Annotated in this window: 24 protein-coding genes, 1 tRNA gene, 1 rRNA gene and 1 other RNA gene; 7 read left to right on the top strand and 20 right to left on the bottom strand. The window is 57.3% G+C overall.

What is annotated here, in order from left to right:
• Nucleotides 1–403: ribosomal RNA gene (locus tag HY308_18855) — 16S ribosomal RNA — on the bottom strand; the annotation flags it as partial.
• 379 nt (nucleotides 404–782) lie between these two features.
• Nucleotides 783–2,000 carry a tyrosine--tRNA ligase gene (locus tag HY308_18860; GenBank protein MBI3900324.1) on the bottom strand — a complete coding sequence of 406 codons (1,218 nt, stop codon included), beginning with the start codon at nucleotides 1,998–2,000 and terminating at the stop codon, nucleotides 783–785.
• A 281-nt stretch (nucleotides 2,001–2,281) separates the two neighbouring features.
• Between HY308_18860 and HY308_18865 the strand changes: the two genes are divergently transcribed.
• Nucleotides 2,282–3,472, top strand: a complete 1,191-nt coding sequence (locus HY308_18865) for a M23 family metallopeptidase (protein ID MBI3900325.1) — start codon at nucleotides 2,282–2,284, stop codon at nucleotides 3,470–3,472.
• Nucleotides 3,473–3,600: 128 nt separating this feature from the next.
• Here the strand turns inward: HY308_18865 and erpA are convergent, their stop codons facing one another.
• The 6 genes from erpA to HY308_18895 all read right to left on the bottom strand — a co-directional run bounded on the left by erpA (nucleotide 3,601) and on the right by HY308_18895 (nucleotide 9,027).
• Nucleotides 3,601–3,942: an iron-sulfur cluster insertion protein ErpA gene (gene erpA, locus HY308_18870; GenBank protein MBI3900326.1), complete on the bottom strand. Its 342-nt coding sequence runs from the start codon at nucleotides 3,940–3,942 to the stop codon at nucleotides 3,601–3,603.
• Between the two features lie 78 nt (nucleotides 3,943–4,020).
• Complete coding sequence (locus tag HY308_18875) at nucleotides 4,021–4,470, bottom strand: polymer-forming cytoskeletal protein (protein ID MBI3900327.1); 450 nt, start codon at nucleotides 4,468–4,470, stop codon at nucleotides 4,021–4,023.
• 37 nt (nucleotides 4,471–4,507) lie between these two features.
• On the bottom strand, nucleotides 4,508–5,206 hold the full coding sequence (locus HY308_18880) for a hypothetical protein (protein MBI3900328.1): 699 nt from the start codon (nucleotides 5,204–5,206) through the stop codon (nucleotides 4,508–4,510).
• An 83-nt stretch (nucleotides 5,207–5,289) separates the two neighbouring features.
• A complete protein-coding gene (locus HY308_18885; GenBank protein MBI3900329.1) occupies nucleotides 5,290–6,321 on the bottom strand; it encodes an N-acetyl-gamma-glutamyl-phosphate reductase in 1,032 nt (343 codons plus the stop codon).
• 133 nt (nucleotides 6,322–6,454) lie between these two features.
• Nucleotides 6,455–7,051 (bottom strand): response regulator transcription factor, encoded by a 597-nt coding sequence (locus HY308_18890; GenBank protein ID MBI3900330.1) that lies wholly within the window; start codon nucleotides 7,049–7,051, stop codon nucleotides 6,455–6,457.
• Nucleotides 7,048–9,027, bottom strand: coding sequence for a PAS domain S-box protein (locus HY308_18895; protein ID MBI3900331.1), 1,980 nt, complete (start codon nucleotides 9,025–9,027; stop codon nucleotides 7,048–7,050). The genes HY308_18890 and HY308_18895 overlap by 4 nt, the downstream gene beginning before the upstream one ends.
• A gap of 147 nt (nucleotides 9,028–9,174) precedes the next feature.
• Here HY308_18895 and HY308_18900 point away from each other — a divergent pair, with 147 nt between their 5' ends.
• From HY308_18900 to HY308_18915, 4 genes are all read left to right on the top strand, one after another.
• Nucleotides 9,175–9,417, top strand: a complete 243-nt coding sequence (locus HY308_18900) for a hypothetical protein (protein MBI3900332.1) — start codon at nucleotides 9,175–9,177, stop codon at nucleotides 9,415–9,417.
• 102 nt (nucleotides 9,418–9,519) lie between these two features.
• Nucleotides 9,520–10,539 (top strand): TRAP transporter substrate-binding protein, encoded by a 1,020-nt coding sequence (locus tag HY308_18905; protein ID MBI3900333.1) that lies wholly within the window; start codon nucleotides 9,520–9,522, stop codon nucleotides 10,537–10,539.
• Nucleotides 10,540–10,614: 75 nt separating this feature from the next.
• Nucleotides 10,615–11,250 carry a TRAP transporter small permease gene (locus tag HY308_18910; GenBank protein ID MBI3900334.1) on the top strand — a complete coding sequence of 212 codons (636 nt, stop codon included), beginning with the start codon at nucleotides 10,615–10,617 and terminating at the stop codon, nucleotides 11,248–11,250.
• 41 nt (nucleotides 11,251–11,291) lie between these two features.
• A complete protein-coding gene (locus tag HY308_18915) occupies nucleotides 11,292–12,644 on the top strand; it encodes a TRAP transporter large permease subunit (protein MBI3900335.1) in 1,353 nt (450 codons plus the stop codon).
• A gap of 59 nt (nucleotides 12,645–12,703) precedes the next feature.
• Here the strand turns inward: HY308_18915 and HY308_18920 are convergent.
• The 5 genes from HY308_18920 to HY308_18940 form a co-directional block, all read right to left on the bottom strand.
• A non-coding RNA gene (locus HY308_18920) (RtT sRNA) lies at nucleotides 12,704–12,842 on the bottom strand.
• 36 nt (nucleotides 12,843–12,878) lie between these two features.
• Nucleotides 12,879–12,952 (bottom strand) — tRNA-Gln (locus tag HY308_18925).
• Between the two features lie 95 nt (nucleotides 12,953–13,047).
• Nucleotides 13,048–13,443, bottom strand: a complete 396-nt coding sequence (rpsI, locus tag HY308_18930; GenBank protein ID MBI3900336.1) for a 30S ribosomal protein S9 — start codon at nucleotides 13,441–13,443, stop codon at nucleotides 13,048–13,050.
• Nucleotides 13,444–13,463: 20 nt separating this feature from the next.
• Nucleotides 13,464–13,892 (bottom strand): 50S ribosomal protein L13, encoded by a 429-nt coding sequence (gene rplM / locus HY308_18935; GenBank protein ID MBI3900337.1) that lies wholly within the window; start codon nucleotides 13,890–13,892, stop codon nucleotides 13,464–13,466.
• Nucleotides 13,893–14,168: 276 nt separating this feature from the next.
• Nucleotides 14,169–14,480, bottom strand: a complete 312-nt coding sequence (locus tag HY308_18940) for an NAD(P)H-dependent oxidoreductase subunit E (GenBank protein ID MBI3900338.1) — start codon at nucleotides 14,478–14,480, stop codon at nucleotides 14,169–14,171.
• Between the two features lie 86 nt (nucleotides 14,481–14,566).
• Here HY308_18940 and coq7 point away from each other — a divergent pair, with 86 nt between their 5' ends.
• On the top strand, nucleotides 14,567–15,214 hold the full coding sequence (gene coq7 / locus HY308_18945; GenBank protein ID MBI3900339.1) for a 2-polyprenyl-3-methyl-6-methoxy-1,4-benzoquinone monooxygenase: 648 nt from the start codon (nucleotides 14,567–14,569) through the stop codon (nucleotides 15,212–15,214).
• Here the strand turns inward: coq7 and HY308_18950 are convergent.
• Together HY308_18950 and HY308_18955 are read right to left on the bottom strand one after the other, a co-directional pair.
• The gene (locus tag HY308_18950) at nucleotides 15,211–16,872 is read right to left on the bottom strand and encodes a DUF885 domain-containing protein (GenBank protein ID MBI3900340.1); all 1,662 of its coding nucleotides are present in this window, start codon (nucleotides 16,870–16,872) and stop codon (nucleotides 15,211–15,213) included. The two genes, coq7 and HY308_18950, sit on opposite strands and share 4 nt — an antisense overlap.
• Nucleotides 16,869–17,288 carry an OsmC family protein gene (locus tag HY308_18955; GenBank protein ID MBI3900341.1) on the bottom strand — a complete coding sequence of 140 codons (420 nt, stop codon included), beginning with the start codon at nucleotides 17,286–17,288 and terminating at the stop codon, nucleotides 16,869–16,871. The genes HY308_18950 and HY308_18955 overlap by 4 nt, the downstream gene beginning before the upstream one ends.
• 99 nt (nucleotides 17,289–17,387) lie before the next feature.
• On the opposite strand from HY308_18955, the gene HY308_18960 reads away from it, so the two are divergent.
• Complete coding sequence (locus tag HY308_18960; protein MBI3900342.1) at nucleotides 17,388–18,299, top strand: tetratricopeptide repeat protein; 912 nt, start codon at nucleotides 17,388–17,390, stop codon at nucleotides 18,297–18,299.
• Nucleotides 18,300–18,928: 629 nt separating this feature from the next.
• Here the strand turns inward: HY308_18960 and trpD are convergent.
• From trpD to HY308_18985, 5 genes are all read right to left on the bottom strand, one after another.
• On the bottom strand, nucleotides 18,929–19,954 hold the full coding sequence (gene trpD / locus HY308_18965) for an anthranilate phosphoribosyltransferase (GenBank protein MBI3900343.1): 1,026 nt from the start codon (nucleotides 19,952–19,954) through the stop codon (nucleotides 18,929–18,931).
• Nucleotides 19,955–20,013: 59 nt separating this feature from the next.
• The gene (locus tag HY308_18970) at nucleotides 20,014–21,255 is read right to left on the bottom strand and encodes a multidrug effflux MFS transporter (GenBank protein MBI3900344.1); all 1,242 of its coding nucleotides are present in this window, start codon (nucleotides 21,253–21,255) and stop codon (nucleotides 20,014–20,016) included.
• A gap of 6 nt (nucleotides 21,256–21,261) precedes the next feature.
• Nucleotides 21,262–21,834: an aminodeoxychorismate/anthranilate synthase component II gene (locus HY308_18975; protein ID MBI3900345.1), complete on the bottom strand. Its 573-nt coding sequence runs from the start codon at nucleotides 21,832–21,834 to the stop codon at nucleotides 21,262–21,264.
• The gene (locus HY308_18980) at nucleotides 21,834–23,336 is read right to left on the bottom strand and encodes an anthranilate synthase component I (GenBank protein ID MBI3900346.1); all 1,503 of its coding nucleotides are present in this window, start codon (nucleotides 23,334–23,336) and stop codon (nucleotides 21,834–21,836) included. The genes HY308_18975 and HY308_18980 overlap by 1 nt, the downstream gene beginning before the upstream one ends.
• Nucleotides 23,337–23,439: 103 nt before the next feature.
• On the bottom strand, nucleotides 23,440–24,129 hold the full coding sequence (locus tag HY308_18985; protein ID MBI3900347.1) for a phosphoglycolate phosphatase: 690 nt from the start codon (nucleotides 24,127–24,129) through the stop codon (nucleotides 23,440–23,442).
• Nucleotide 24,130: the final 1 nt, after the last annotated feature.

Below are 24,130 nucleotides of genomic sequence, written 5' to 3' on the forward strand. Positions count from 1 at the left end.
ACGCGGCATTGCTGGATCAGGGTTGCCCCCATTGTCCAATATTCCCCACTGCTGCCTCCCGTAGGAGTCTGGGCCGTGTCTCAGTCCCAGTGTGGCTGGTCGTCCTCTCAGACCAGCTACGGATCGTAGCCTTGGTAGGCTTTTACCCTACCAACTAGCTAATCCGACGCAGGCTCATCTAATAGCGCCAGGCCTTGCGGTCCCCGGCTTTTACCCTTAGGTTGTATGCGGTATTAGCCCGGCTTTCGCCGGGTTGTCCCCCACTACTAGGTAGATTCCTACGTATTACGCACCCGTCCGCCACTCTACTCGGGGTTGCCCCCTTTCGCGTGCGACTTGCATGTGTTAGGCATGCCGCCAGCGTTCAATCTGAGCCAGGATCAAACTCTCCAATTAAAAACTTTGGAGTCTCTTTCGAGACAAAAAACTGCTAAATGACCGGCCGGTTTGCACCGACCAAGTCACCTTTCATTGGATGACCAAAGGCTCGACAAAGCGCCCACACAAATTACTTGATCCGAATTTTTAAAGAGCTGCCGGCTGATTCACTTACTTGCCGGCCTTGAAGGTCGCGCATTATACGCAGCCACTTAGCTGGGTCAATGCTTTTTTACAATTTCTTTTCTACGGGGAAGATTGCCAAAGCGGACAACCAAAGCCTTTAGAAAAAACGACTTACAAGGGTTCCTGACTGAGCAGGAGTAACTACATCGAGAAAGCGATTATAAGAAACTTCGCTACGAAGGAGAAGAGAAATATGTCACTTTTATAAAATATAAAAGTTAACGCACCAACACTTTTGCAAATTTGCGTTTGCCGACTTGGACAATGTGGGTTGTACCCGCAGGAATCTCGAGTGCTGGGTCAGATAACTTCTCGCCGTCCAACCGCACGCCCCCTTGGCGAACAAGGCGAATTGCCTCGGAAGTACTTGGTACGAGGCCCGCTTCTTTTAGTAATCGCGGCATTGCGAGCTTCCCATCGACTGCCTGCAGGATCACTTCCGGCATATCGTCGGGTAATTCGTCGCGCTGAAAACGCGCAATGAAATCGCGCATTGCGTTATTTCCCGCGGATGAGCCTTTGCCTCCGTGAAATCTATTAACTATTTCCTTAGCGAGCTCAAACTTTATGTCCCGCGGGTTAGTGCCCTCATTGATGCTGCACTTCATCGCGTCGATCATTTCCGACGTCTTCTCAGACAACAACTCAAAATATCTCCACATTAATGTGTCGGAAATCGACATGATTTTTCCGAACATTTCCCCCGGCGGCTCGGTAATGCCGATGTAATTCCCGAGGGATTTCGACATCTTGTTGACGCCATCGAGGCCTTCCAGCAGCGGCATCGTCATCACGACCTGCGGCCGCTGGCCGTAGTGTTTCTGCAGCTCGCGGCCGACGAGCAAGTTAAATTTCTGATCAGTGCCGCCGAGCTCAATGTCGGCGCGGAGCGCGACCGAGTCATACCCCTGAATTAACGGATATAGAAACTCGTGGATAGCGATTGGTTGACCCGAGCTGTAGCGTTTTTGAAAATCGTCGCGTTCCAGCATCCGCGCCACCGTATGTTTAGCGGCAAGCTGAACCAAATCTGCCGCCTTCATTTCGACCATCCAGCTCGAATTGAAAACTACCGATGTTTTAGCAGGATCAAGGACTTTATAAATTTGCGCTTCATACGTGCGTGCATTGGCCAATACGTCTTCGCGCGAGAGCGGCGGCCGAGTGATGCTCTTACCGGTCGGATCGCCAATCATGCCGGTGAAATCACCAATCAGAAAAAAAACCTGATGCCCGAGTTCCTGAAATACACGCATCTTCTGCAACAACACCGTATGTCCTAAGTGCAGGTCAGGTGCTGTTGGATCAAAACCGGCCTTCACTCGCAATGGCTTACCCATCGCCAACCGCTCAAGCAATTCGCTCTCGAGCAACAGTTCGTCGGTACCGCGTTTCAATATACGCAGGGTATTTTCAGTAGAAATAATTTGGGTCATAACGCAGAAACATCGGTGGAAGCACGGCCAAGCGTATCATCGCTAGCGTTATGCGCACCATAGCAACGCATTCGTGTCAGCGGAAATCCCACACTAGTAGCTTTTGACGAGGCTCGATGCGACCGATAAATTGGCGACTCGAACGGATTTCGTACTCTATGGCGTTGCTTCAACAATTAAGAAAAAACAGGACGGGGGCGGTAAGCAATAAGAGCTCAGCGATCGCAGAACGATCACGGTTCAGTACTAGCTCACGTAAGCTCTACGCGCGCCCGCGCAAAATGTGTTTAATCGGCGCCGGCCTGTTCGCGACGTCGGTCGCGCTCGCGTCAATCCCGCTGCCCGAACCTAATGCCTTGCCAGGTATATTCGCTGCGCCAACGCTTCAGCAGTTACTGGGGCTCAGCGATATCGGTGATCAAACGTCGACCACAACGACAGAACTGGCGGAGACAGACACGACGCGCAGCGATATTCCGGTCCTTCGCCGGCAATATTGGTATCAACTTTTCCAAAATCATTCATTGGCGGTGCGAATGGATGCGGTTGGCCAACTTCAAGAACTGGTCGGCCACAACGACGCGCTCCCCAATCTGCCATTCGTGCGCACCGCCAGCAACTTGGACGCTAACGAGAGCCAACATGTCGATGTGCGCCTGGCTTATGTAACCGGTCGCATCGAAGAATCCTTCTTCGATCGTGACGATGCCAACGAACCGACCGATCCTCTGGTTCTCGAGCTCGCGAAGATATTTGGCTGGGACATCGACTTTGCGCTCGACGTCAATGCCGGTGACCGTTTCGCCGTTATTCACGAAGAAAAATACTGGCGTGGGCAAAAAATCGCTAACGGCGAGATTCTCGCCGCCGAATTTGTGAACCGAGGACAAACGTACCGCGCCATCGGTTTCCGCGGCCCGGATGGCAAGATCGCTTACTACACTCCGAGTGGCAGCAGTCTACGGCGTGCGTTCCTACGCACGCCGGTCAAATTCAGTCGAGTCACGTCGCTTTTTTCACGCTTGCGATACCACCCACTGCTAAAAATGTGGCTAGCGCATAACGGCGTCGATTATGCCGCGCCCGAAGGAACGCCGATTCATGCCACGGCGTCAGGCCGCATTACAGCGCTTGGATGGCAAACGGGGTATGGCAAAACCATCACGATCGATCATGGAAACGCGTTCAGCACGGTATATGCGCACTTATCGCGCTTTCGTACCAATCTCAAAGTTGGGCAAGAAGTTACCCAAGCCACGATCATCGGCACTGTCGGCAGCACTGGGCTCGCCACTGGACCGCATCTGCATTACGAGTTGCGCGTCGATGGTCACTATCAAGACCCTCTTACTTTCGAGTTTCCTACGGGTGAGACGATCGCGCCGGAGCTACGTGCTGACTTTCAACGCACCACCACTACCGCGCTCACTCAGCTTGATTTTGTGAGCGGTCGCAGCGTGGCTATGCGTTAAGTGGGAGAAAGGTAGTGACTAAGCGGCATTAATCCCTTGGTCGCGCCGGTATCTCTGCACGATTTATCGAGCGCCAAAGAAAAAGGAGGCGACATGCCTCCTTCTTTTATCACTGCAAGCGATTTCGCTTAGGCGTTAAACGAAGAACCGCAGCCGCAGGTTGTTTTCGCATTCGGGTTCTTGATAACGAACTGCGCACCCTCTAAACCTTCCTGATAATCAATTTCCGCGCCTACCAAGTACTGAAAACTCACCGGATCGACTAAAAACGTTACATCGTTTTTGGTGACGCGAGTGTCGTCGTCGTTGGCGGTTTCTTCGAAAGTGAAACCATACTGAAATCCGGAACAGCCGCCGCCGGAAACAAAAACGCGCAGCATCAAGTCGGGATTGTTCTCCTCGGTGATCAACTCTTTCACTTTACTGGCAGCGCTGTCGGTAAAGGTCAGCGGATCAGGCATCACGGGCATAGCGGCGGTCATGGAACACCTCAACTCATACGGTATAAAACAAATTATCGACCTCGCGCCCCGCCGGGTCAACGCAAACTATGCCTCTTCCTCGTTCATCGCGCCGCTACCGATAGGTTTTAGTCGGGCGACAGGCGCTTTTTCCCGATTGGTATCGATCGATTCGCGCAGCAAATTACCGTTAATCGCTGCCCCGCTCGCCATCTCCATGACCTTGTAGTAGACATCGCCGGTGATCTCGGCTTTAGGCTGGAGTTCGATGCGTTCAGCCGCGCGCACGGTGCCCTTGATCGTTCCATTGATGATGATATGGGGCACAGTGACATTGCCGATAATTAAGGCGTTCTCGCTCAATATCAGCGTGCTATTGCCGTCGCCTTTGGCAGTCACATTGCCTTTCAACTTGCCATCGATCCGCAAACCACCGGAAAACGTCAGGTCGCCTTTGAGCTCAGTGCGCGCGCCTACCAACGTTTCGATGGTATTGCAGGGCTTTTCGTTGTGGCTCTTGCCGAGGGGGTTCAACATCGACATCGCTGATCTCCTTGATTGGTATGTCAGATTTTTAGGCCAGCGGCCAGGGCACGCTTTGCTCGACGGGCGCGCCACTGGTAGGTGTGACATTTACCTTGATCTGCCGCGGTTTGAAGTCTTTCGGAAGCTCGAACTGTCCTTCGATGTCCTGAAAATATTTCAGGTTCACTTTCGATCCCGGCACTGTTATTACCTTGTCTTCGGCACCCAGAGCGCCGCTGATTTGGAAATTGACCGAACCGTAAATCGTTTGGTCGTGCTTGAGCGCCTGAATCAACACTAGCTTATAGCGATATTGATTGGCGCCGTTGGCCGGTTGAATGTCCAAGCTCTGCACGCGCAAGCCGCTTTTTTTGTCGGCCGGCGAGATGATGTTGCGGTAAAAATTGAGCTCTTCGCGCAGTTTGACGATCTCTTGCGCCGACGCCTTCAACGAGCGGTCCAATTCCTGGAACGCGGTTTCATCCATTTGCAGGCTGCGTTCAGCGCGGGCCAACGACGCCCGCAGCTCGTCATTCTCGGCGTTTCGCCGTTGCAGCTCTTCTTCGAGTTTTTGTTGCGCCTGCGTGGCAAAAGAACGTTCGAAGCCGGCGGTGCTGAGGCCGTGGTTGTAAAACCAGCCCGCCGCCGACACCAGCACTGTTACGCCACCGACGATGAGCAATAGCTTGGTACGCGGCAAGAGTCGCGGCTTGACCACGAGCTCCCCCGTTGCCTGACGTTTGAACATGAACCCTAAAGCCTCCCGGCGGGCGTTGATGCGGTAGAACTATCGTGAATTATAGCGGCCGTACGGCCGCCCGCCGGGCAAGCTTAGGGTAAGAGCGGAGGAAGGCCAAGACCGGAGGTTTCGTCCAGGCCGAACATGATGTTCATATTTTGAATCGCCTGACCGGCGGCGCCTTTAGTCAGATTATCGATGACCGACAACACGACGATGGTATCGCTACCTTGCGGCCGATGAACTGCGAGTCGGCAGATATTGGCGCCACGTACCGAACGCGTCTCCGGATGGCTGCCGGCGGGCATAACATCAACGAACGGCTCGTTGGCGTAACGCTGTTGGTACAGCGCCTGCAGATCGATCTGGGGATTCGTCAGGCGTGCATACAGCGTCGCGTGAATGCCGCGGATCATCGGTGTGAGATGCGGCACGAAGGTCAAACCGACCGGCTTGCCACGGACGGCGTCCAGGCCTTGGCGAATTTCCGGCAGGTGGCGGTGGCCGGCCACGCCATAAGCCTTCATGGAATCGGCAGCCTCGGCAAAAAGCGTGTGCGTCTCCGCCTTGCGACCGGCGCCGCTGACGCCAGATTTAGCATCAGCGATGAGATACGCCGCATCGACACAGCCACTTTCCAACAGCGGTAAGAACCCCAGCTGGACGGCGGTCGGATAGCAGCCGGGATTCGCTACCAAGCGTGCTTTGCGGATCTGTTCGCGATTGACCTCGGGTAAGCCATAGACCGCTTCGGCAAGCAGCTCGGGACACGCGTGCGGCATCTTGTACCATTGCTCCCACAGCTTCGAATCGCGCAGCCGAAAATCGGCGGCCAGATCGATCAGCCGGGTACCAGCAGCGAGCAACTCGCGCGCCTGCGTCATGGCAATACCGTTCGGCGTCGCCGAGAAGACGACGTCACACGTGCTCAGCTGCTTGGGATCGGGCTCGCTGAACGCAAGATCGACGTAGCCGCGCAAGCTGCCGAAGAGATCGGCGACCTTCTTACCAGCCTCGCCACGTGAAGTGATGACGGCGAGCTTGACGTGCGGGTGCACCGCCAGCAAACGCAGCAGCTCGACGCCGGTATAACCTGTTCCACCAATAATTCCGACTTTGATCATTCTTCGACTGTAACAAAAACAGGCATAAAAAAAACGGGGCTTGAAAAGCTTAAGAATGAGCCCTGAGAGATAGCCTTTTATTCATAGCGTTGTGCAGCTCTGTTTCGTTACAACAACCGCCGCCATCGAAAATTTAGGACCGCCGCGCCAGTCGCTGCGCCAACTCGACCGCTGATTTTACGCCCATCTTCTCGAACAGACGTGCGCGATGAACCTCGACCGTACGCATGGCAATGCCGAGCTCGTCGGCAATGACCTTGTTCAGTTTGCCGGCGAGGATACGATCCATCACCGCGCGCTCACGTTCCGTCAGTTGCTGCAACCGCGCCTCGACCGACGCTAGGTCAGCGCGTTCGCGGCAATTGCGCGCGTCAAGCTCGAGCGCGATGAGCACGCGGTTGACCAGTTCGTTGTCGTTGAAGGGTTTCTCGATGAAGTCGTGGGCACCGCGCTTCAACGCTGAAACTGCCATCCCGACATCGCCATGGCCGGTCAGGAAGATCACCGGCAAGCGACAATCACGCGCTTGCAACTGCTCGAATAGCTCGAGACCGGTCATACCGTCCATGCGGATATCGAGCAACAGACAACCGGCCATGCGCGCGGAATAGTCCTCTATAAACTCCTCGGCCGACTGCCATGCCAGTGCCGGTACCGCGCGCGACTTGAACAACCATAACAACGCATCGCGGATGGCAGCGTCGTCGTCGACGATATAAGCGGTGCTCATTCGACCGGCAGCCACAGGCTGAAGGTAGTGCCATTACCGTTAGCCCGTTCCTCGAACCAAAGCCGTCCATGATGCAATTCAGCGATCGACCGACAGATGTTCAGCCCCATGCCCATCCCCTCTTGCTTGGTAGAAAAGAACGGTTCGTATAATTGTGCCGCCACTGCCGGCGCGATGCCGGGACCGCGGTCACTCACACTCACACAGACGCCGCGTTCGTGCGATACCGTCGCCACGACCAGCAGGCGCTGGTCAGCGACCGTCTGCGCCATGGCATCCATCCCGTTGCGAATTAGATTCAATAACAGCTGCTCGATCATCACCTTGTCGACCTGCACCGGTGGCAGATTCGGTGCCAAATCAAGCTGCAGCCGCACGCCGCGCCAACGCGCCGCGACCTCTATCAAACCGGTGGCATCTTCCACCACCGTGTTGATCGCACAGGGCTCTTGCATCGGTTCGCGCCGGCGCACGAATTCGTGTACCCGACGAATCACTTGGCCGGCACGTTGTGCCTGCGCCACCACCTTACGCAGGGTGTGTACAACGTCGCTTTCGGCGGCCGCGGCACCGTTGCTATCGTCGAGCAAATTGAGACAACCGGTGGCGTAACTGGAGATCGCCGACAGCGGCTGGTTCAACTCGTGCGCGAGCGTCGACGCCATTTCGCCCATGGTGACCAAACGTGCGGTGAACTGCAGCTTGTCTTGCTGTTGTCGGTAACGCTCTTCCGCACGCTTGCGTTCGGTGATGTCGAGCATCGACGCCATCCAACCGTGATGCACACCGTTGGCATCGATCAGCGGTGCTTCGTAGATCAGCGCGTCGAAGCGTTCACCGTTCTTACGTTGAAAGCGCAGCTCGACCGCCTCATGCGGTGCCGTACCGGCCATGATTTGTTCGTATACCGTCAACGTCTGCGCCATTTCTTCCGGCGCCCAGTACGGCATCGGTGGCTCACGGCCAATGAGTTCGTCAGCCGACCAACCGACCATCTGACAGAACGCCGGATTGACGTAGACGATGTACCCATCGAGATCGCGCGCTCGCAAACCGGTGAGCAACGAATCCTCCATGGCCTTGCGAAAGGCGTACTCCTCGCGCAGCGCCTTCTCGGCGACATGGCGTCGTTGCACGTGCCGCTTTACAGCCCACAGGCTGACCAAGATCGCCACCGTCAGCAGCACGATCGTCATCATCAGCAATGCTGGCAACAGGCGAGTGCCATGGTGGTACGCCACCACCGCCAACGTGTAGCCCTGACCCGGTGGATCGAACGCCACTTGGTACGACAAGTCCGAGTCGCTCGTCTGCACCCGTGATTTGGAAGATAAGGTCGCGCCATTGGCATCCATCACCGATACGCGGTACTTCTCGGTGAACCACCACGGCACCATCTGATACAACAGCGCGTGTACTGAATAGACGCCGACGATGACATCGGCCGGCCGATCGTTGTAATGCGGGACAAAAATTGCGAAGCAAGGATCGTCGACGTCGAGATTAAACGGCTTGCTATAGATCGGCTTGTCGAGCTGAACGGCGCGGCGCGATGCCTCGGTAAAGACGGCGAGCGAGCGTAGCCGCTGCCGTTGATCCGGCGCCGCCGCCGGGGTAACGGACCGCAACCTGCCGATACGATCGAGCCGAACGATTTGCACCAGCCCGCTGCCGTTTTGGATCAAGGCTTGGGCGCGCGCATCGTAAGTCGGCGTCGCGCGGGTCTCGACGGTGTCGATATTGAGCAGGCGTAACTGCTCAAGGTTGCGCTCCATTTGGAATCGCAGATTCTGCTCGAGCCAGAGCACATCGCTAATCATCGTTGTGCGCTGGTCGTCGAGGTCGTTGTGATGCAGCAACCACAATAGTGCGCCGATAACGATTGGCACCAGAATCGCGGCGAGTCGCGGCAATACCCATGCCCAGCGCGGGGCACGCGGTGGCAAATTTCCGTCTACGGCGATTGCCCGACGCATGAAGACCTTGTCGTTCATGGTGCCACCCTAGCGCGCGTCTGCGGTCGCCCGCAATGTGGGACTCCACAATGGCGCTGTCTCGAACGCTCACGGACAGTTACCGGCAAGATTGAGAGCAACCGACGATAAAACCTACACTCGCAGCAGATGTACGAAGTGCAAAGACATGTAACCGTACGAAATCGTGGCTATCTCGGTTCTGCCGTGATCGCTAACAAAAATTGGTCGGATTGCCGCAATTTTTCCACTGAAGAAGAAACCACAAAGCGCTCAGATGAGCGTGCGCTTCTAAATACAACCCAAGTTCATGAGCTAACGGCAGCCGAGCGCGACGCTTGGCGTAAGGCGCTGCTGCCGGTGCATAAGGAAATGGAATCGCGTTTTAGTTAAAGGAGCTAATCGAAGCAATCTACAAAAAAGGCAAGGGGCCAGACTTACAAATTTAAATTTTGAGCTAAGTATTTTTTTATCGCAAAAACTAGGAGAAAAAATATGAATACCAGAAGACGTTTACTAACCGCTTGCGCGGCGTTGATCACCACTGCTGCATTTTCCGGCGTCGCTATTGCCGATGAACCGATTGTCATCAAGTTCAGCCACGTCGTCGCCAACGACACACCGAAAGGCAAGGCAGCACTGAAGTTCAAGGAACTGGCCGAGCAACGCACCAACGGTAAGGTGAAGGTCGAAATCTATCCGAACAGCTCGCTGTACAAAGACAAGGAAGAGCTCGAAGCGCTACAGCTCGGCGCCGTACAGATGCTGGCACCATCCCTCGCAAAGTTCGGACCCCTCGGTGTGAAAGAGTTCGAAGTATTCGACCTGCCCTACCTGTTCGACGACTACGACCATCTCCACAAAATCACCAACGGTTCGATCGGTCAGGACTTGCTGAAGAAGCTCCAGCCCAAAGGCATCCTTGGTCTGGCTTACTGGGACAACGGCTTTAAGGTGATGAGCGCCAATAAACCGCTCAAGAAGCCGGAAGACTGCAAAGGTCTGAAGTTACGTATTCAATCGTCGAAGGTATTGGACGCGCAAATGCGTGCGCTCGGCGCGATTCCGCAAGTGATGGCGTTCTCCGAGGTCTATCAAGCGCTACAAACCGGCGTTGTCGACGGCACCGAGAACCCGCCGTCGAACTTGTACACCCAGAAAATGCATGAGGTACAGAAATACGTAACCCTATCGAACCACGGTTATCTCGGTTATGCCGTCATTACCAACAAGAAGTTCTGGGACAGTCTGCCGGCTGACGTGCGCACACAACTCGACAGCGCTATCAAAGACGCCACCCGTTACGCGAATGAGACCGCCAAACAGGAAAACGATGATTCCCTCGAAGCCGTGCGCAAGTCCGGCAAGAGTCAAATCATTAGCCTAACGACCGATGAAAAACGCGAATGGAAAAAAGCGCTGATCAAGGTCCACCACGAACAGGAAGAGCGTGTCGGCAAAGAGTTGGTGCAGTCGATTTACCAGGAAACCAGCTTCGATCCGAACAAGCTGTAACTCCGTAACCAGGCCACGGCGGGAGCGCGCCGTGGCCTTTTCTTTCTGTGCCGCCAGCCGGCGGGGATACTCAATATGAAATTACTTGATCATCTGGAAGAGTGGATCATCACGTTCCTCATGGGAGCGGCCACCCTCGTTATCTTCATTGCCGTGATCCATCGCGGCTTGGCCGGACACGCACTGCCATTCGGCATTCAGGATTGGTTGATCGCACTCAACATGAGCTGGGCACAGGAGCTCTGCATCTACATGTTCGTGTGGATGGCGAAGTTCGGCGCGGCGTATGGCGTTCGCACCGGCATCCACGTCGGTGTCGATGTGCTCGTCAACCGGCTGCCCGAGGAGTGGCGCAAAAAAGCCGTTCTGCTGGCGCTGCTCTGCGGCGCACTCTTCACCGGCATCATCGGTACGCTCGGCTTACGCTTCATTTGGGAGAACGGCATGCACTACGCCGTGTTCCACGCGCTGGGTATCGATACCGGCGACCTGCCGCAAGGCCCGACCACGCCTGACCTCGAGTGGCCGACTTGGGTGGTGTACTCAGCGGTGCCGCTTGGCTCGTACTTGATGTGTTTCCGCTTCTTGCAGGTCACCTGGCACTTCATTCATACCGGCGAACTACCGAGTCACGATCATGCCCACGTTGAAGGATTAGATGATGACGATCTAACAGTCGCCGCGACTGTCGCGAAAGGAGATGCGAAATGAGCACACCAGCCGCTGCCACTACCACCCTCGCCTTCCCGCCGATGACGAAAAAGCGCTCGGCCATCTGGCTTACGCTCATTGGCGCCGCCCTATTAGCCCTTTGTTTCATGGGCAAGGTCGGCATCGTGTTTGCGTTACTGATCGCGCTCATGCTCACCGGCATTCCGGTCTCGATTGCACTCGGCCTGACCGTGCTGGCGTTTTTATTCTTGCTGACGCACGTGCCCGTCGAAGCGGTGGCGCTGAAACTTTTCACCGGCATCGAAAAATTCGAGATCATGGCGATCCCGTTTTTTATTCTCGCCGGTACCTTCCTGACACACGGCGGTGTCGCCAAACGCATGGTCGCGTTCGCTACCAGCCTGGTGGGACATTGGCATGGGGGCCTGGCGCTCGCCGGCATCATCGCCTGCGCGATGTTCGCACTGGTGTGTGGTTCCAGCGTTGCCACGGTCGTGGCGATTGGCTCGATCATCCTGCCGGCAATGGTGAAGCAGGGTTACCCAAGGCACTTTGGCGCCGGCGTGATCATCACCGCCGGTTCACTCGGCATCCTCATGCTGCCGTCGATCCCGAAAGTGATCTACGCCATCTCGACCAACACATCGATCGGCGCGTTGTTTGTCGCCGGGTTGTTTCCCGGAATACTGCTGACCATCATGCTGTGCGGCGTGACGTGGTATCTGGCAAAAAGAAATAACTACCCGCGCCTGCCCAAAGCAAGCTGGCGCCAGCGCTGGAAAGCGTTTCGCGAAAGTGTTTGGGGCCTGATGCTGGTCGTGATCATCATCGGTGGAATCTACAGCGGTATCTTCACCGCCACCGAAGCGGCGGCAATGAGCGCGGTGTATGCATTCGTGATCTCGGTGTTCGTGTACAAGGACATGCCGCTCAAGAACATACCGAAGGTGCTGATGAATTCGGCGAATTTGAGCGCCATGCTGCTGTACATCATCACCAACGCCGCGCTGTTTTCGTTCCTGATGTCGCACGAGCACATTCCGCAGGCGATGGCTGATTGGATCTTGAGCAAAGACCTTGGTCAGACGATGTTCTTGTTGTTCACGAATCTAGTATTGCTACTCGCCGGCAACGTCATGGAGCCGTCGTCGATCATTCTCATCTTCGCGCCGATCCTATTTCCCGCTGCCATGCGCCTCGGCATCGATCCGGTACACTTCGGCATCTTGATCGACGCCAACATGGAAGTCGGCCTGTGTCATCCACCGGTCGGGCTCAACCTCTACGTCGCCAGCGGTATCTCCAAGCTCAGTATCACCGAGCTGACGATGGCGGTGCTGCCCTGGCTGACGACGATGCTTGTGTTTCTGGTTATCGTCACGTACTTCCCGACCCTATCCCTGTGGCTGCCTAGAGCGTTGGGAATGATGTAACGATACCTGCTGACTACGTACACCAAATAAAAAGGCCAGCTAACGCTGGCCTCTTTATTTGGCTGGGGGACTAGGATTACTCGGCGCGTCCTGCGCCTCGCCCTTCGGGCCGACGGCGCGTTGCGCCGTCGTTCGGGATCGCTCCCGGCGATCCTCGTCGAACCCAAGGGTTCTCATCCTAGTCCCCATTAATAGCGCAAATAAAAAAGGCCAGCATCGCTGGCCTTTTTTATTTGGCTGGGGGACTAGGATTCGAACCTAGATTGAAGGAGTCAGAGTCCTCCGTCCTACCGTTAGACGATCCCCCAAGAAGGATGAAAACGATTTTATCTGCAAAGACACGAAAGACCAAAAACAAAGAGCCGCATCGCGGCTCTTTGCATTCGTACCACTCGATTCGCGTTTAACGCTTCGAGTACTGTGGACGCTTACGGGCTTTGTGCAGACCCGGCTTCTTACGCTCAACAGCGCGTGAATCGCGGGTAACAAAACCGGCCTTGCGCAACGTGCGGCGCAATTCCTCGTCAAACTTCATCAGTGCACGGGTAATACCGTGGCGAATCGCGCCGGCTTGGCCGCTTGGGCCACCGCCGCTAACGTTCACGTTCACGTCGAACCGCTCCATCATGTCGACTGCCGCGAACGGCTGACGCACGATCATGCGCGCGGTCTCGCGACCGAAGTATTGGTCGAGCGGGCGATTGTTGACAGTGATGGCGCCTTTGCCGGCGGCCAAGTGGACGCGCGCGGTGGAAGATTTGCGACGTCCGGTTCCGTAATAGGTCTGCGTTTGAGCCATGGAGGAAGTGACTTAGTTCTTTAAAGTTCGATCGGCTTCGGACCCTGCGCCGCATGACCATGCTCGGCGCCGGCGTAAACCTTAAGCTTGCGGAACATCGCGCGCCCAAGGGGATTCTTCGGCAGCATACCTTTCACGGCGTGTTCGATCACGCGCTCGGGCTGTCTTGCCTGCAGGTCGGTGAAGTTAATGCGCTTCAAACCGCTCTGATAACCGGAGTAACGGTAGTAAAACTTGTCGCCACCCTTGTCACCGGTCAAGCGGATCTTTTCCGCATTGATCACGATGATGTAATCGCCGGTGTCGATATTCGGCGTGAACTCCGGCTTATGTTTGCCACGGAGACGGCGCGCTACCTCGGTCGCTACGCGACCCAAGACTTTGTCAGCGGCATCAATAACATACCACTGGCGCCGAATGTTGCTCGGCTTGGCCCAAAAGGTTTTCATGCGAGAACAATACCCCAAAGAAGGTCGCGCATAGTACAGAATGGATTTGGTCGCTTCAAGGGGCGGATAAGTAAAAAAATAGGCGTGGCCCTTGGGACCACGCCCGAACCACCACTAGGAGGATGGAGGAGCCGTTACAAGAACGTCGCTGCAATCTTGCCAAACAACAGAAACCTGTCTTGAGAATAGCAAAGAAGATTGCGCTTTCACGTCCATAATAGCGCCGGCTGACGAACGGAAATAAAATATGCAAGTAACTGTTTCAAAGGAAAAATATCAGATTTTTAGCCGGTCGACCACACGGCCATGGAGCAAATGCTGGTCAACGATTTCGTCGATATCGCTCTCGTCGACATAGGTGTACCAAACCCCTTCCGGATATACGACCATTGCCGGCCCTTCCGAACAGCGATCAAGGCAGCCGGCATTATTGATCCGAACCTTACCCTTGCCGGCTAATCCCAGAGACTTCACTTTGGCCTTGGCATAATCGCGCAACGCCTGGGCGTTGCCGTTGGCACAACAAGCGCTTCCGTCGTCGCGCTTGTTAGTGCAAAAGAAGACATGGCAGCGATAGTAAGAAGACATGATTGATCCACGCATAACGAAGAACGGCGAGTATAGGGCAGGACGGCAGTTGCGATGAATCCTGAACGCGAGCAATCTTCGTTGACATGAAAAATATCCGCACCGTCTCGGCCGTCGACCAAGTCGTCGGCAATCTCGATCAAGCCCTCCGCCTATTATTCGGTCCAGCACCGCACGCAACGCGTGCCAATCCAGCGGCGGCACTCGCCGAAAATAATCTCGATACCAGCGAGCGCGAGCTGACCGGGCGCTTAATGCGCGTCAACCATAGCGGTGAAATTTGCGCGCAAGCGCTCTATCAAGGACAAGCCTTAACGGCGCGGCGTGCAGAAATACGCGGGAAGATGGAACAATCGGCGGCGGAAGAAAACGACCATCTCGCCTGGACCGAGATGCGTATTAACGAGCTCGGCGGTCACACGAGCTATCTCAATCCACTGTGGTACACCGGCTCGTTAACGATCGGCGCGATCGCCGGTCTTGCCGGCGATCGCTGGAGCTTAGGATTCCTGGCGGAAACCGAGCGGCAAGTCGTGCAACACTTGGAAGGTCATCTCGATCGGCTCCCGGCCACGGATAACAAGAGCCGCGCCATCATCGAACAGATGCGCGCCGATGAAAGCCGTCACGCCACAGTCGCGGTTGACGCCGGCGCCGCTGAATTACCGACAGTCGTCAAAAAACTGATGCGTCTGACCGCAAAGGTCATGACGACCACTGCGTACCGAATCTAGCCGAATACCTTCCGCCGCACTTCGTTCCATGCCGGTTCGCCGAACACCTGGCGGATGACCATAGGCGCCGCCACCGACCCCACCGAAAGCAGGCGATCGTGGAATGAACGTAGCGATGTCTGCGGCTCGGCGGTATGAATGTGGTCGCGCAACGCATTGATCAACGCCCAGCCGGTGGCATAACCGAGCGGGACGGTCGGTGAGCGCGTATACCAAGCAAGATCGGCCAATGCCTGCGAGCGCGGAAAGCCGAGCGCCGCCACCATGCGATCGGCGGCAGCGTCGAGACTCAAGCCACGTGTGTGCAACTCGATATCGAGCAACACGCGCAACGCACGCCACAACCGGTCACGTAGCAATAACAAACGACTCTCCGGGCGATCGAGAAATCCTTGCTCGTGCATGAGCTGCTCGACATACAGCGCCCAGCCTTCGTAGAACGTCGCCGATGGGTGCAACAATCGCGACAAGGTACGCGCCGCTGGATTCGCGTTCGCCGTCGCGAACTGCAAATGATGGCCGGGATAGGCTTCGTGTACGCAGGTGTGCATCAACCCAACATCGTCATGCTCGGCGAGTTGCTCGGCATCCGTCGGTGGCGTGACGTAGTAATGACCGATTTGTGCTGGATCGTTCGGCGACGGCTCGCAGTAAGCGGCAAACGGAATTTCATGACGCAAAAAGATCGGCGTCTCGACAACCTTCAACTCCTCGGTCGCCGGCAACGTCACCAAGCCCCGCGCCTCGACAAACGCACGTGCCGAGCGCATACGCTCGGTATAAACCGAGAGTAAGTTTTCCGCTGACGGATGGCTCGTTTGGATCTCGCGCACAGCGCGTACGAAGTCGGTATGACCAAAGCGCTCGCGACAAACCGCCTCGAGTTGCTGGCGCGTGCTCTCGAACAGACGTTCGCCGAAGGCATGCAATTGATCGACGCCGACGTCTAAAAAATGCCGACGGCGCAATAAACCTTCAAAATATTCGCTACCACAAGCGAAATCGCCGTGCGCAATCGGCGCCACCATGCGCTCGAGGAAATCGGCGAAGTACACCAGCGCTTCGGCCGCTTTGCCGAGATCGGCCGCCAACGACTGCCGGTTAGCGAGTGCGGCGACTTTCGGATGCCGTTCCAACGCGCGAAGAAAATCGGCACCGTGTCGCGCCGCCAACACTGCCGAGCTCACCCATAGCGGTGGAATCGACGGCGCCCTGGCTTCTAAATTCACTTGCGCGGCACCCAAATGCTCCGGGATAGCTGCCAAGCGGGCGAGCAGCGCTGCTTCGAAATTTTCGACCGGCCGGATGGTGAGCTGATAGATCGCATCGACCGGCAACCAGCGTCGCGGATCCGGTCGGCGTGATTCGACGTCGAGCAAATATTGATTTTCGAGCTGAACTGCACCGCGCAGAATCCGGTAATCCAGAAAACGATCCGGATCGAGCGCGACCGCGTTCAACTCCTCGAGCTCGACGCGCAGCTCGTCATTGAGGCAAATCAACGCGCCTTTATCCTGTTCCGAGCACGGCGTCAGCAAATGAGCATAACCGGGCACACCGACCTCGACCGCCGCCTCCGGATGAAACCGGAACCAAGTCCGGAAATAGGTCCGAACGAGCGCGTCGAACTGCAAACCGACGTCGGCCGGCGTAGTCACGGTGCCTCGATGATTTCGAAATCGTGGGTGATGGCGGCAGTCTTGCCGATCATGATCGACGCCGAGCAATACTTGGTCGCCGATAGTTCAATGGCATGCGCGACCTTGCGCGCGTCCAGCTTGCGGCCGGTAATGCGGAATTTCACGTGAATGCGGGTAAAAACCTTAGGGTCAGCCTCGGCGCGCTCGGCGTCGATGTCGGCGACGCAATCGACAACGTCTTGGCGCTGCTTGCGCAAAATATGGACCACGTCGAATGCGGTACAGCCACCCATCCCCATCAATACCACTTCCATCGGCCGCGAGCCTTTATTCTGCCCGCCCACCTCCGGCGACCCGTCCATTACAACATCATGACCACTATCCGCGCGGCCGATAAAACTGACACCGCCGCCCCATCGAATACTCGCCTTCATGTTGGCTCCCGCGAATTTTGCTCAGTATATACGGCTTGCCGGCCGCTGCCTGCGGCGCGCACAATACACGTCAATACATAACTAATTTCCGAACGTCCGATGTTGATCGAAGAGATGCTAGACGCCGCCCTTCAGCACCATTCTTCCGGCAAGCTAGAGCGCGCCGAACAACTCTGTCGGGAAGTACTGGCATACGATGCGAAGAACGGCGACGCCCAGCATTTGCTCGGTATCATCGCCTACCAATCCGGTCACTACGACACCGCTATCCAGCTCATCAGCCGCGCGATCAAATCGAGTAGCTGCACGGCGCTGTACTACAACAGCCTCGGGCTCGCGTTCCACGCCCGGCATTACTACGACGAGGCGGTTCGCGCGTTTCGCCGAGCATTGGCCATGGACCCGAATTTCGCGGAAGCGTATTGCAACGCCGGACATTCGTTGCGCTGTTGCGGCCAACGCCATTCGGCGTTGACGAGCTATCGACGCGCGATCGAACTGCAGCCGCATCTGGTGGATGCGTACAGCGGTATGGGACAAGCGCTTTATGAGATGGACCGCTTGGAAGATGCGCTTGGGGCATTGCGTCAGGCGTTGGCACTGGATCCGGAATACGCCGCCGCCCATTACGGTCTCGGCCTGCTACGTCAGCAACAGGACCGACTGGATGACGCGATCACCCACTTGCAACGGGCGATCGATCTAAAGCCGGACCACGCCGAGGCACACCGCGATTTGGGAAAGATCTTTCAACAACAGGGTAAGCCGCGCGAAGCCATCGACTGCTATCGGCGCGCCTTGGCCATCGGCGCCCGCCAACCGACGGTGCTACGCGATGAAACCGGTGTGCCGGAACAGCTCAGCCAAACGAGCGCCGGGATCGTCGGCACGCATGAAAGCCTCGCCAACCAAGAACGCGTGCACGTTGTTGCCACGCATGAGAGCGACGTCCTGCGGGACCAAGATACCGCTCTCGGTAACCACCACACGATCCTTCGGGACCATCGGTAACAACCGCAGCGTCGTATCGAGCAGTGTCTCGAACGTGCGCAAGTTGCGGTTGTTGATGCCGATCAACGGCGTCGGCAGCGCCAACGCCCGTTGCAGCTCGTCGGCATCGTGCACTTCCACCAACACCCCCAGGCCGAGCGTTTGCGCCAACATCGACAGCTCGCGCAATTCGACGTCGTTGAGCGCGGCGACGATCAGCAGGATGCAATCGGCGCCCAACGCGCGCGCCTCGTACACCTGATAAGCATCGATCGTGAAATCCTTGCGCAATACCGGCAACTGACAGGCCGCTCGTGCCTGTTGCAAGTGCTCATCGGCGCCCTGAAAAAAATCGACGTCGGTTAGCACCGACAAACAAGCGGCACCATGACGCTCGTAACTGCGAGCGATGTCAGCCGGGCGAAAATCGGCGCGCAAAATACCTTTGCTGGGCGATGCTTTTTTTATCTCAGAAATGACCGCCGCTTGGCCGGCGGCGATACGGTCGCGAATCGAGCCGACGAAATTGCGCGGCGCCGGCATTGCGCCGGCGCGCGCTTGCAGTTGTGCCAGCGATATTCGCTGCGCGCGCTCGGCGATCTCTTCGTGCTTGCGCGCGAGGATGCGGCGCAAGATGTCCGGGGTCGCACTCATGCCGGCAACAACTGCTGCGACAAGCGCGTCAGCGCCTGCAACTTAGCGCGCGCGGCACCGCTGGCGATAATCGCGAGCGCGGTCTTTACACCAGCGTCGAGCGTTGCCGCCAAACCGGCTGCATAAATGGCGGCACCGGCGTTGAGCGCGACGATATCGCGTGCTGGGCCTGCTTTATTTGCAAAGACCGACTCGATCAGCGCCAAACTTTCGACAGCGTTGGTTACCGTCAGCGTTTTGATATCCGCGCGCTTAAAGCCAAATTGTTCAGGCGTCACGGTGTACTCATGAACGAGGCCGTTACGCAGCTCGGCAACGTGCGTCGGCGCACCGATGGAAATTTCATCCAAGCCATCGGCGGCATGAACCACGAGTACGTGTTCGCTGCCCAGCTGCTTCAACACATGCGCTAGCGGCTCGACCCAAGCCTGTGCAAACACACCGATCAATTGATTCGGCGCGCCCGCCGGATTGGTCAACGGCCCGAGTAGATTGAAGATCGTGCGCACCCCCATTTCGCGACGCGGACCGATGGCGTGCTTCATCGCCGCGTGATGGCTCAGCGCAAACATGAAGCCGACACCGACTTCGTTCACGCATTGCGCGACTTGCTCCGGCGCCAGCATAATCTTCACGCCGGCCGCTTCGAGCACATCGGCACTACCGCACTTGCTCGACGCCGAGCGATTGCCGTGTTTCGCCACCTTGGCGCCGGCAGCGGCGACGACAAATGCCGACGCGGTGGAGATATTAAAAGTATGGGCGCCGTCACCGCCGGTGCCGCAGGTGTCGACCAAATGCGGGCCGCTGACATGCACGCGCGTGCACAACTCACGCATCACTTCGACAGCAGCGGCAATCTCGTCGACCGTCTCGCCTTTCATACACAAACCGATCAAAAAGCCGCCGATCTGCGCCGGCGTCGCCTGCCCGGTCATGATCGTGCGCATAACGGCACGCATATCGGCCGACGACAGATGGCGGCGTTCGGTGACGGTGCGTAAGGCAGCGGGCATGTCCATAGCGGCTTTATCAGTTGTGTACGGGTTGATCGGATTCTGTCGTGGATCGCGAAAAACGGTCAAGCCGGCGGTGCGCCGTGCGCTACCGGCGTTGGCGTGCGCCGCCGGTAACTCGACCAAAACCACAGCGACAGCGCCGCCAACACCAATGTCCCGGCGGCGAGCGACCCTAAATGCATCGATAACGGCGGTACTAAAACACCGGCAACGATCGCCATCGTCACCATTTGCACGAAGCTTTGCACCGCTGCCGCCAATCCGCGTCGGTCCGGCAGACAATCGAGCGCGAGCAGGCTCAAGTTCGGCATAGAGATCGATAGGCCGGCGGAATAAATCATCATCGGTCCGGCGACGGTCCAGATCTGCGGTGACAACCACAGCGACGCGGCTAGATTAATCACGGCGGCGGACAACATGATGCCGAAACCGATATTCACTGCTTGCTCGTGTGTATAGCGCCCGGCCAACCGACCAGAAATGAATGCACCGAACATCAAACCGCTTACCAGCGGGACGAATAAATAGCCGAACTGATCGGCACCGAAACCGAGGTGCTGATAGAGCACCGCCGGCGAAGCGGCGACATACAAAAACAATCCGCCGAAATTAACCGCCGTGCTCATTACGAGCAACATGAAGCCCTTGTTCTTGAGTGCGTGCCAATAGGCGATGGCAATAGCACGCGGATGCGCCGTTTGCCGGCCGCCGCGCTTCAGCGTTTCTGGCAACATCGATGCAGTCCACACGCACAGCCCTAACCCGAGTACTGTGAGAAACCAGAACACCGAACGCCAGCCGAACGCATCGTGCAAATAACCACCAAGGATCGGCGCGATTGCCGGCGCCGCACCAAACAGCAACATGATCTGCGACATCACCTTTTGCGCGCGCGCGCCGGAAAACGCATCGCGCACGATGGCGCGGCCGATGACGATCGGTCCGCTCGCCGCCAACCCCTGACCGATGCGCGCCAACAGCAACCCATGAATATCGGTCGCGAACACGCAGCCGATGGAGCTGATGGTGTAGAACACGAGTGCCGTCAACACCACGCGGCGTCGGCCGAACGCGTCGGACAGCGGTCCATAGACCAGCGTCATAGCGGCAAACGCGAGCAGGTACAAACTCAGCGTCTGCTGTAATTGCCAATCGGCCGCGTTGAGCTCGCGGGCGATGTCGGGGAACGACGGCAAATAAGTGTCGATCGAGAACGGCGCCAGCATCGCCAGCACGGCAATGATCAACGACAAACGAAAGCCGCGGCCGTGCTCGTCGGCGGGCGCGGAAGCTTTTGCCGTCATCGCCGATCAGCGGTTGCCGACTTTTAAAAAGTTGGCGAGCAACTCGTGGCCGTGTTGCGTCAAGATCGATTCCGGATGGAACTGCACGCCCTCGACCGGCAAGGTCTTGTGGCGCACGCCCATGATCTCGCCGTCGTCGGTCCAGGCGGTGATCTCGAGACACGACGGTAGGCTGTCGCGCTCGATTACCAGCGAGTGATAACGGGTCGCCTCGTACGGGCTCGGCAGGCCAGCGAATACGCCCTCGCCTTTGTGCTGGATCATCGACGTCTTGCCGTGCATCAACTGCTTGGCGCGAACGATACGGCCGCCGTAAGCCTGGCCGATGCTCTGGTGGCCGAGGCAGACACCCAAGATCGGAATCTTGCCGGCGAGCTTTGCGATCGTCGGTACCGACACCCCGGCTTCATTCGGCGTACACGGGCCCGGCGAGATGACGATGTGCGTCGGCTGCAGGCGCGCGATCTCGTCAACCGTGATCTGGTCGTTGCGATAGACCTGTACGTCCTGGCCGAGCTCGCCCAAATACTGCACGAGGTTGTAAGTAAACGAATCGTAATTATCGATCATCAGGAGCATCACGCACCCCCATTTAAGCCGCTGACGGCGCGCGCGACCGAACGCAGAATGGCGCGCGCCTTATTCATGGTTTCTTCCCATTCGCTCGCTGGTACCGAGTCGGCAACAATGCCGGCGCCGGCCTGAACGTACAGCGTGCCGTCTTTGATGACGGCGGTGCGAATGGCGATGGCGGTATCCATGTTGCCGCTCCAGCCGATGTAACCGACGGCGCCGGAGTAGACGCCGCGCTTCACCGGCTCAAGCTCGTCGATGATCTCCATCGCCCGAATCTTCGGTGCACCGCTGACGGTTCCCGCTGGGAAAGTGGCGCGCAGCACGTCGATCGCGTCGAGTTTGTCTTTGAGCCGGCCGACGACGTTAGAGACGATGTGCATTACGTGCGAATAGCGCTCGATCACCATGCGATCGGTGACTTGTACACTGCCGGTTTGGGCGATACGGCCGGTGTCGTTGCGACCGAGATCGATCAACATCAAATGCTCAGCGCGTTCCTTCGGGTCGGCCAACAACTCCGCGGCCAGTGCTTGATCTTCAGTTTCGTCTTTGCCACGCCGGCGCGTGCCGGCGATCGGACGCACCGTCACTGTGCCGTCTTCCAGGCGCACAAGAATTTCCGGCGACGAGCCGACGATTTGGAAGTCGCCGAGATCGACGAAGTACATGTACGGCGACGGATTGAGCGTGCGCAACGCTCGATACAGATCGAGCGGCGGTGCCGTAAACGGAATCGACAACCGCTGCGACAGCACCACTTGCATGATGTCGCCAGCACGAATGTATTCGCGCGCTTGCTCGACCGCGGCTTCGTAACGCTCGCGCGGAAACTCGGAACGGAAATCGGCTTCGTTGACCGGCTTCGCCGGCACCTCGGCTTTCGGTAACGGTATGCCATTGCGCAAGCGGCCGATTAATTCATCGAGTCGCGCATTGGCTTTGCGATAAGCGTCGTCGATCTCGGGATTCACATGAATAACGACGTACAGCTTGCCGGCCAGGTTATCGAATACCACGACCTCGTCCGACACCATCAACAAGATGTCCGGCACGCCGAGCGCATCCGGCTTGGCCACGCCGGCGAGCCGCGGCTCCATGAAGCGCACGGTTTCATAGCCGAAGTAACCGACCAGACCGCCGGTGAAACGGGGCAATCCAGCGATTTGTGGCATGCGATAACGCGCCTTGAAGCGACGCACGTATTCCAGCGGATCGGTCACGCACTCACGCTCGACGATGTCGCCGTCGCGCGTCACCGACACGTCGTGATCGCGAATAGAAAGGATGGTGCGGCTCGGCAAACCGATGATCGAATAACGCCCCCACTTCTCGCCGCCTTGCACCGACTCGAACAAATACGAGTACGGACCGCCAGCGAGCTTTAAGTAAACGCTAAGGGGAGTATCGAGATCGGCTAACACTTCCCGCGCTAGCGGGATGCGGTTAAAGCCTTGATGACGGTACTGATCGAATTCAGCTTTGCTTAATGTTGCAGTGGCCGACATGAATCACCATGAGATTACGCGTTAAACGGACGAACACTTGCGATCGCGGCCAGCGGCCACCATCGCCAAGCATTCGCTCTCCGTTCCTCGTGTCTCATGGCTTTCATGCGGTCCATAGGCGTAGATATTGGGGCACTTCGGCGAGTGAATCAACCACTAAATCGGGATTGAGCTCGCGTACGTCCTGGCCGTGGTTGTAGCCGTAGGTCACGGCGATGGCAGGCATACCGGCGGCACGTGCTGCCATTACATCGTTCGCCGAGTCGCCGATCAACGTCGCCTGTGCCGGGGGAATGTCGAAATGGCGGCAGGCGTACTGCAGCGGCGCCGGGTCGGGCTTGAGCGCCGGCACCGTATCGCCGGCGACCACCAGACCGAAATATTTCGCCAAATCCAACTGCGCCAACAACGGCAAAGTAAACCGTTCCGCCTTGTTGGTCACGCACGCCAGCGCATACCCGCGCGCCGATAATTGCTCGAGCGTCTCGATCGTTCCTGGGAACGGCCGCGTGTGGACAACGAGATTGGCCGCGTAATGTTTCTTGAACAACGCCAGCGCCTGCTCGAACAACGACGGTTCCGGTTCGCCACCCATCTCGCTGGTCAACACGCGCTTGACCAAGCGCGGCATGCCATTGCCGACCCAATCGATGATTTGCGCCAGCGGTTGTTCGGCGCGCCCCAATTCCTTCAGCATGTTGTTGACCGCGCGCGCCAAATCCGGCGCGCTGTCGACGAGCGTGCCGTCGAGATCGAAAAGAACAGCTTTTACGCGTAGCGGGAGAATCGACAAG

It is taken from the genome of Gammaproteobacteria bacterium, from assembly GCA_016199745.1.
Lineage (GTDB): Bacteria > Pseudomonadota > Gammaproteobacteria > Acidiferrobacterales > Sulfurifustaceae > JACQFZ01.

What these genes read in the sequence shown, in the direction of transcription:
- HY308_18860 (MBI3900324.1), bottom strand. Translation starts at nt 2,000, where the DNA reads ATGACCCAAATTATTTCTACTGAAAATACCCTGCGTATATTGAAACGC.
- HY308_18865 (MBI3900325.1), top strand. Translation starts at nt 2,282, where the DNA reads ATGTGTTTAATCGGCGCCGGCCTGTTCGCGACGTCGGTCGCGCTCGCG.
- erpA (MBI3900326.1), bottom strand. Translation starts at nt 3,942, where the DNA reads ATGCCCGTGATGCCTGATCCGCTGACCTTTACCGACAGCGCTGCCAGT.
- HY308_18875 (MBI3900327.1), bottom strand. Translation starts at nt 4,470, where the DNA reads ATGTTGAACCCCCTCGGCAAGAGCCACAACGAAAAGCCCTGCAATACC.
- HY308_18880 (MBI3900328.1), bottom strand. Translation starts at nt 5,206, where the DNA reads ATGTTCAAACGTCAGGCAACGGGGGAGCTCGTGGTCAAGCCGCGACTC.
- HY308_18885 (MBI3900329.1), bottom strand. Translation starts at nt 6,321, where the DNA reads ATGATCAAAGTCGGAATTATTGGTGGAACAGGTTATACCGGCGTCGAG.
- HY308_18890 (MBI3900330.1), bottom strand. Translation starts at nt 7,051, where the DNA reads ATGAGCACCGCTTATATCGTCGACGACGACGCTGCCATCCGCGATGCG.
- HY308_18895 (MBI3900331.1), bottom strand. Translation starts at nt 9,027, where the DNA reads ATGCGTCGGGCAATCGCCGTAGACGGAAATTTGCCACCGCGTGCCCCG.
- HY308_18900 (MBI3900332.1), top strand. Translation starts at nt 9,175, where the DNA reads ATGTACGAAGTGCAAAGACATGTAACCGTACGAAATCGTGGCTATCTC.
- HY308_18905 (MBI3900333.1), top strand. Translation starts at nt 9,520, where the DNA reads ATGAATACCAGAAGACGTTTACTAACCGCTTGCGCGGCGTTGATCACC.
- HY308_18910 (MBI3900334.1), top strand. Translation starts at nt 10,615, where the DNA reads ATGAAATTACTTGATCATCTGGAAGAGTGGATCATCACGTTCCTCATG.
- HY308_18915 (MBI3900335.1), top strand. Translation starts at nt 11,292, where the DNA reads ATGACGAAAAAGCGCTCGGCCATCTGGCTTACGCTCATTGGCGCCGCC.
- rpsI (MBI3900336.1), bottom strand. Translation starts at nt 13,443, where the DNA reads ATGGCTCAAACGCAGACCTATTACGGAACCGGACGTCGCAAATCTTCC.
- rplM (MBI3900337.1), bottom strand. Translation starts at nt 13,892, where the DNA reads ATGAAAACCTTTTGGGCCAAGCCGAGCAACATTCGGCGCCAGTGGTAT.
- HY308_18940 (MBI3900338.1), bottom strand. Translation starts at nt 14,480, where the DNA reads ATGTCTTCTTACTATCGCTGCCATGTCTTCTTTTGCACTAACAAGCGC.
- coq7 (MBI3900339.1), top strand. Translation starts at nt 14,567, where the DNA reads ATGAAAAATATCCGCACCGTCTCGGCCGTCGACCAAGTCGTCGGCAAT.
- HY308_18955 (MBI3900341.1), bottom strand. Translation starts at nt 17,288, where the DNA reads ATGAAGGCGAGTATTCGATGGGGCGGCGGTGTCAGTTTTATCGGCCGC.
- HY308_18960 (MBI3900342.1), top strand. Translation starts at nt 17,388, where the DNA reads ATGTTGATCGAAGAGATGCTAGACGCCGCCCTTCAGCACCATTCTTCC.
- trpD (MBI3900343.1), bottom strand. Translation starts at nt 19,954, where the DNA reads ATGGACATGCCCGCTGCCTTACGCACCGTCACCGAACGCCGCCATCTG.
- HY308_18970 (MBI3900344.1), bottom strand. Translation starts at nt 21,255, where the DNA reads ATGACGGCAAAAGCTTCCGCGCCCGCCGACGAGCACGGCCGCGGCTTT.
- HY308_18975 (MBI3900345.1), bottom strand. Translation starts at nt 21,834, where the DNA reads ATGCTCCTGATGATCGATAATTACGATTCGTTTACTTACAACCTCGTG.
- HY308_18980 (MBI3900346.1), bottom strand. Translation starts at nt 23,336, where the DNA reads ATGTCGGCCACTGCAACATTAAGCAAAGCTGAATTCGATCAGTACCGT.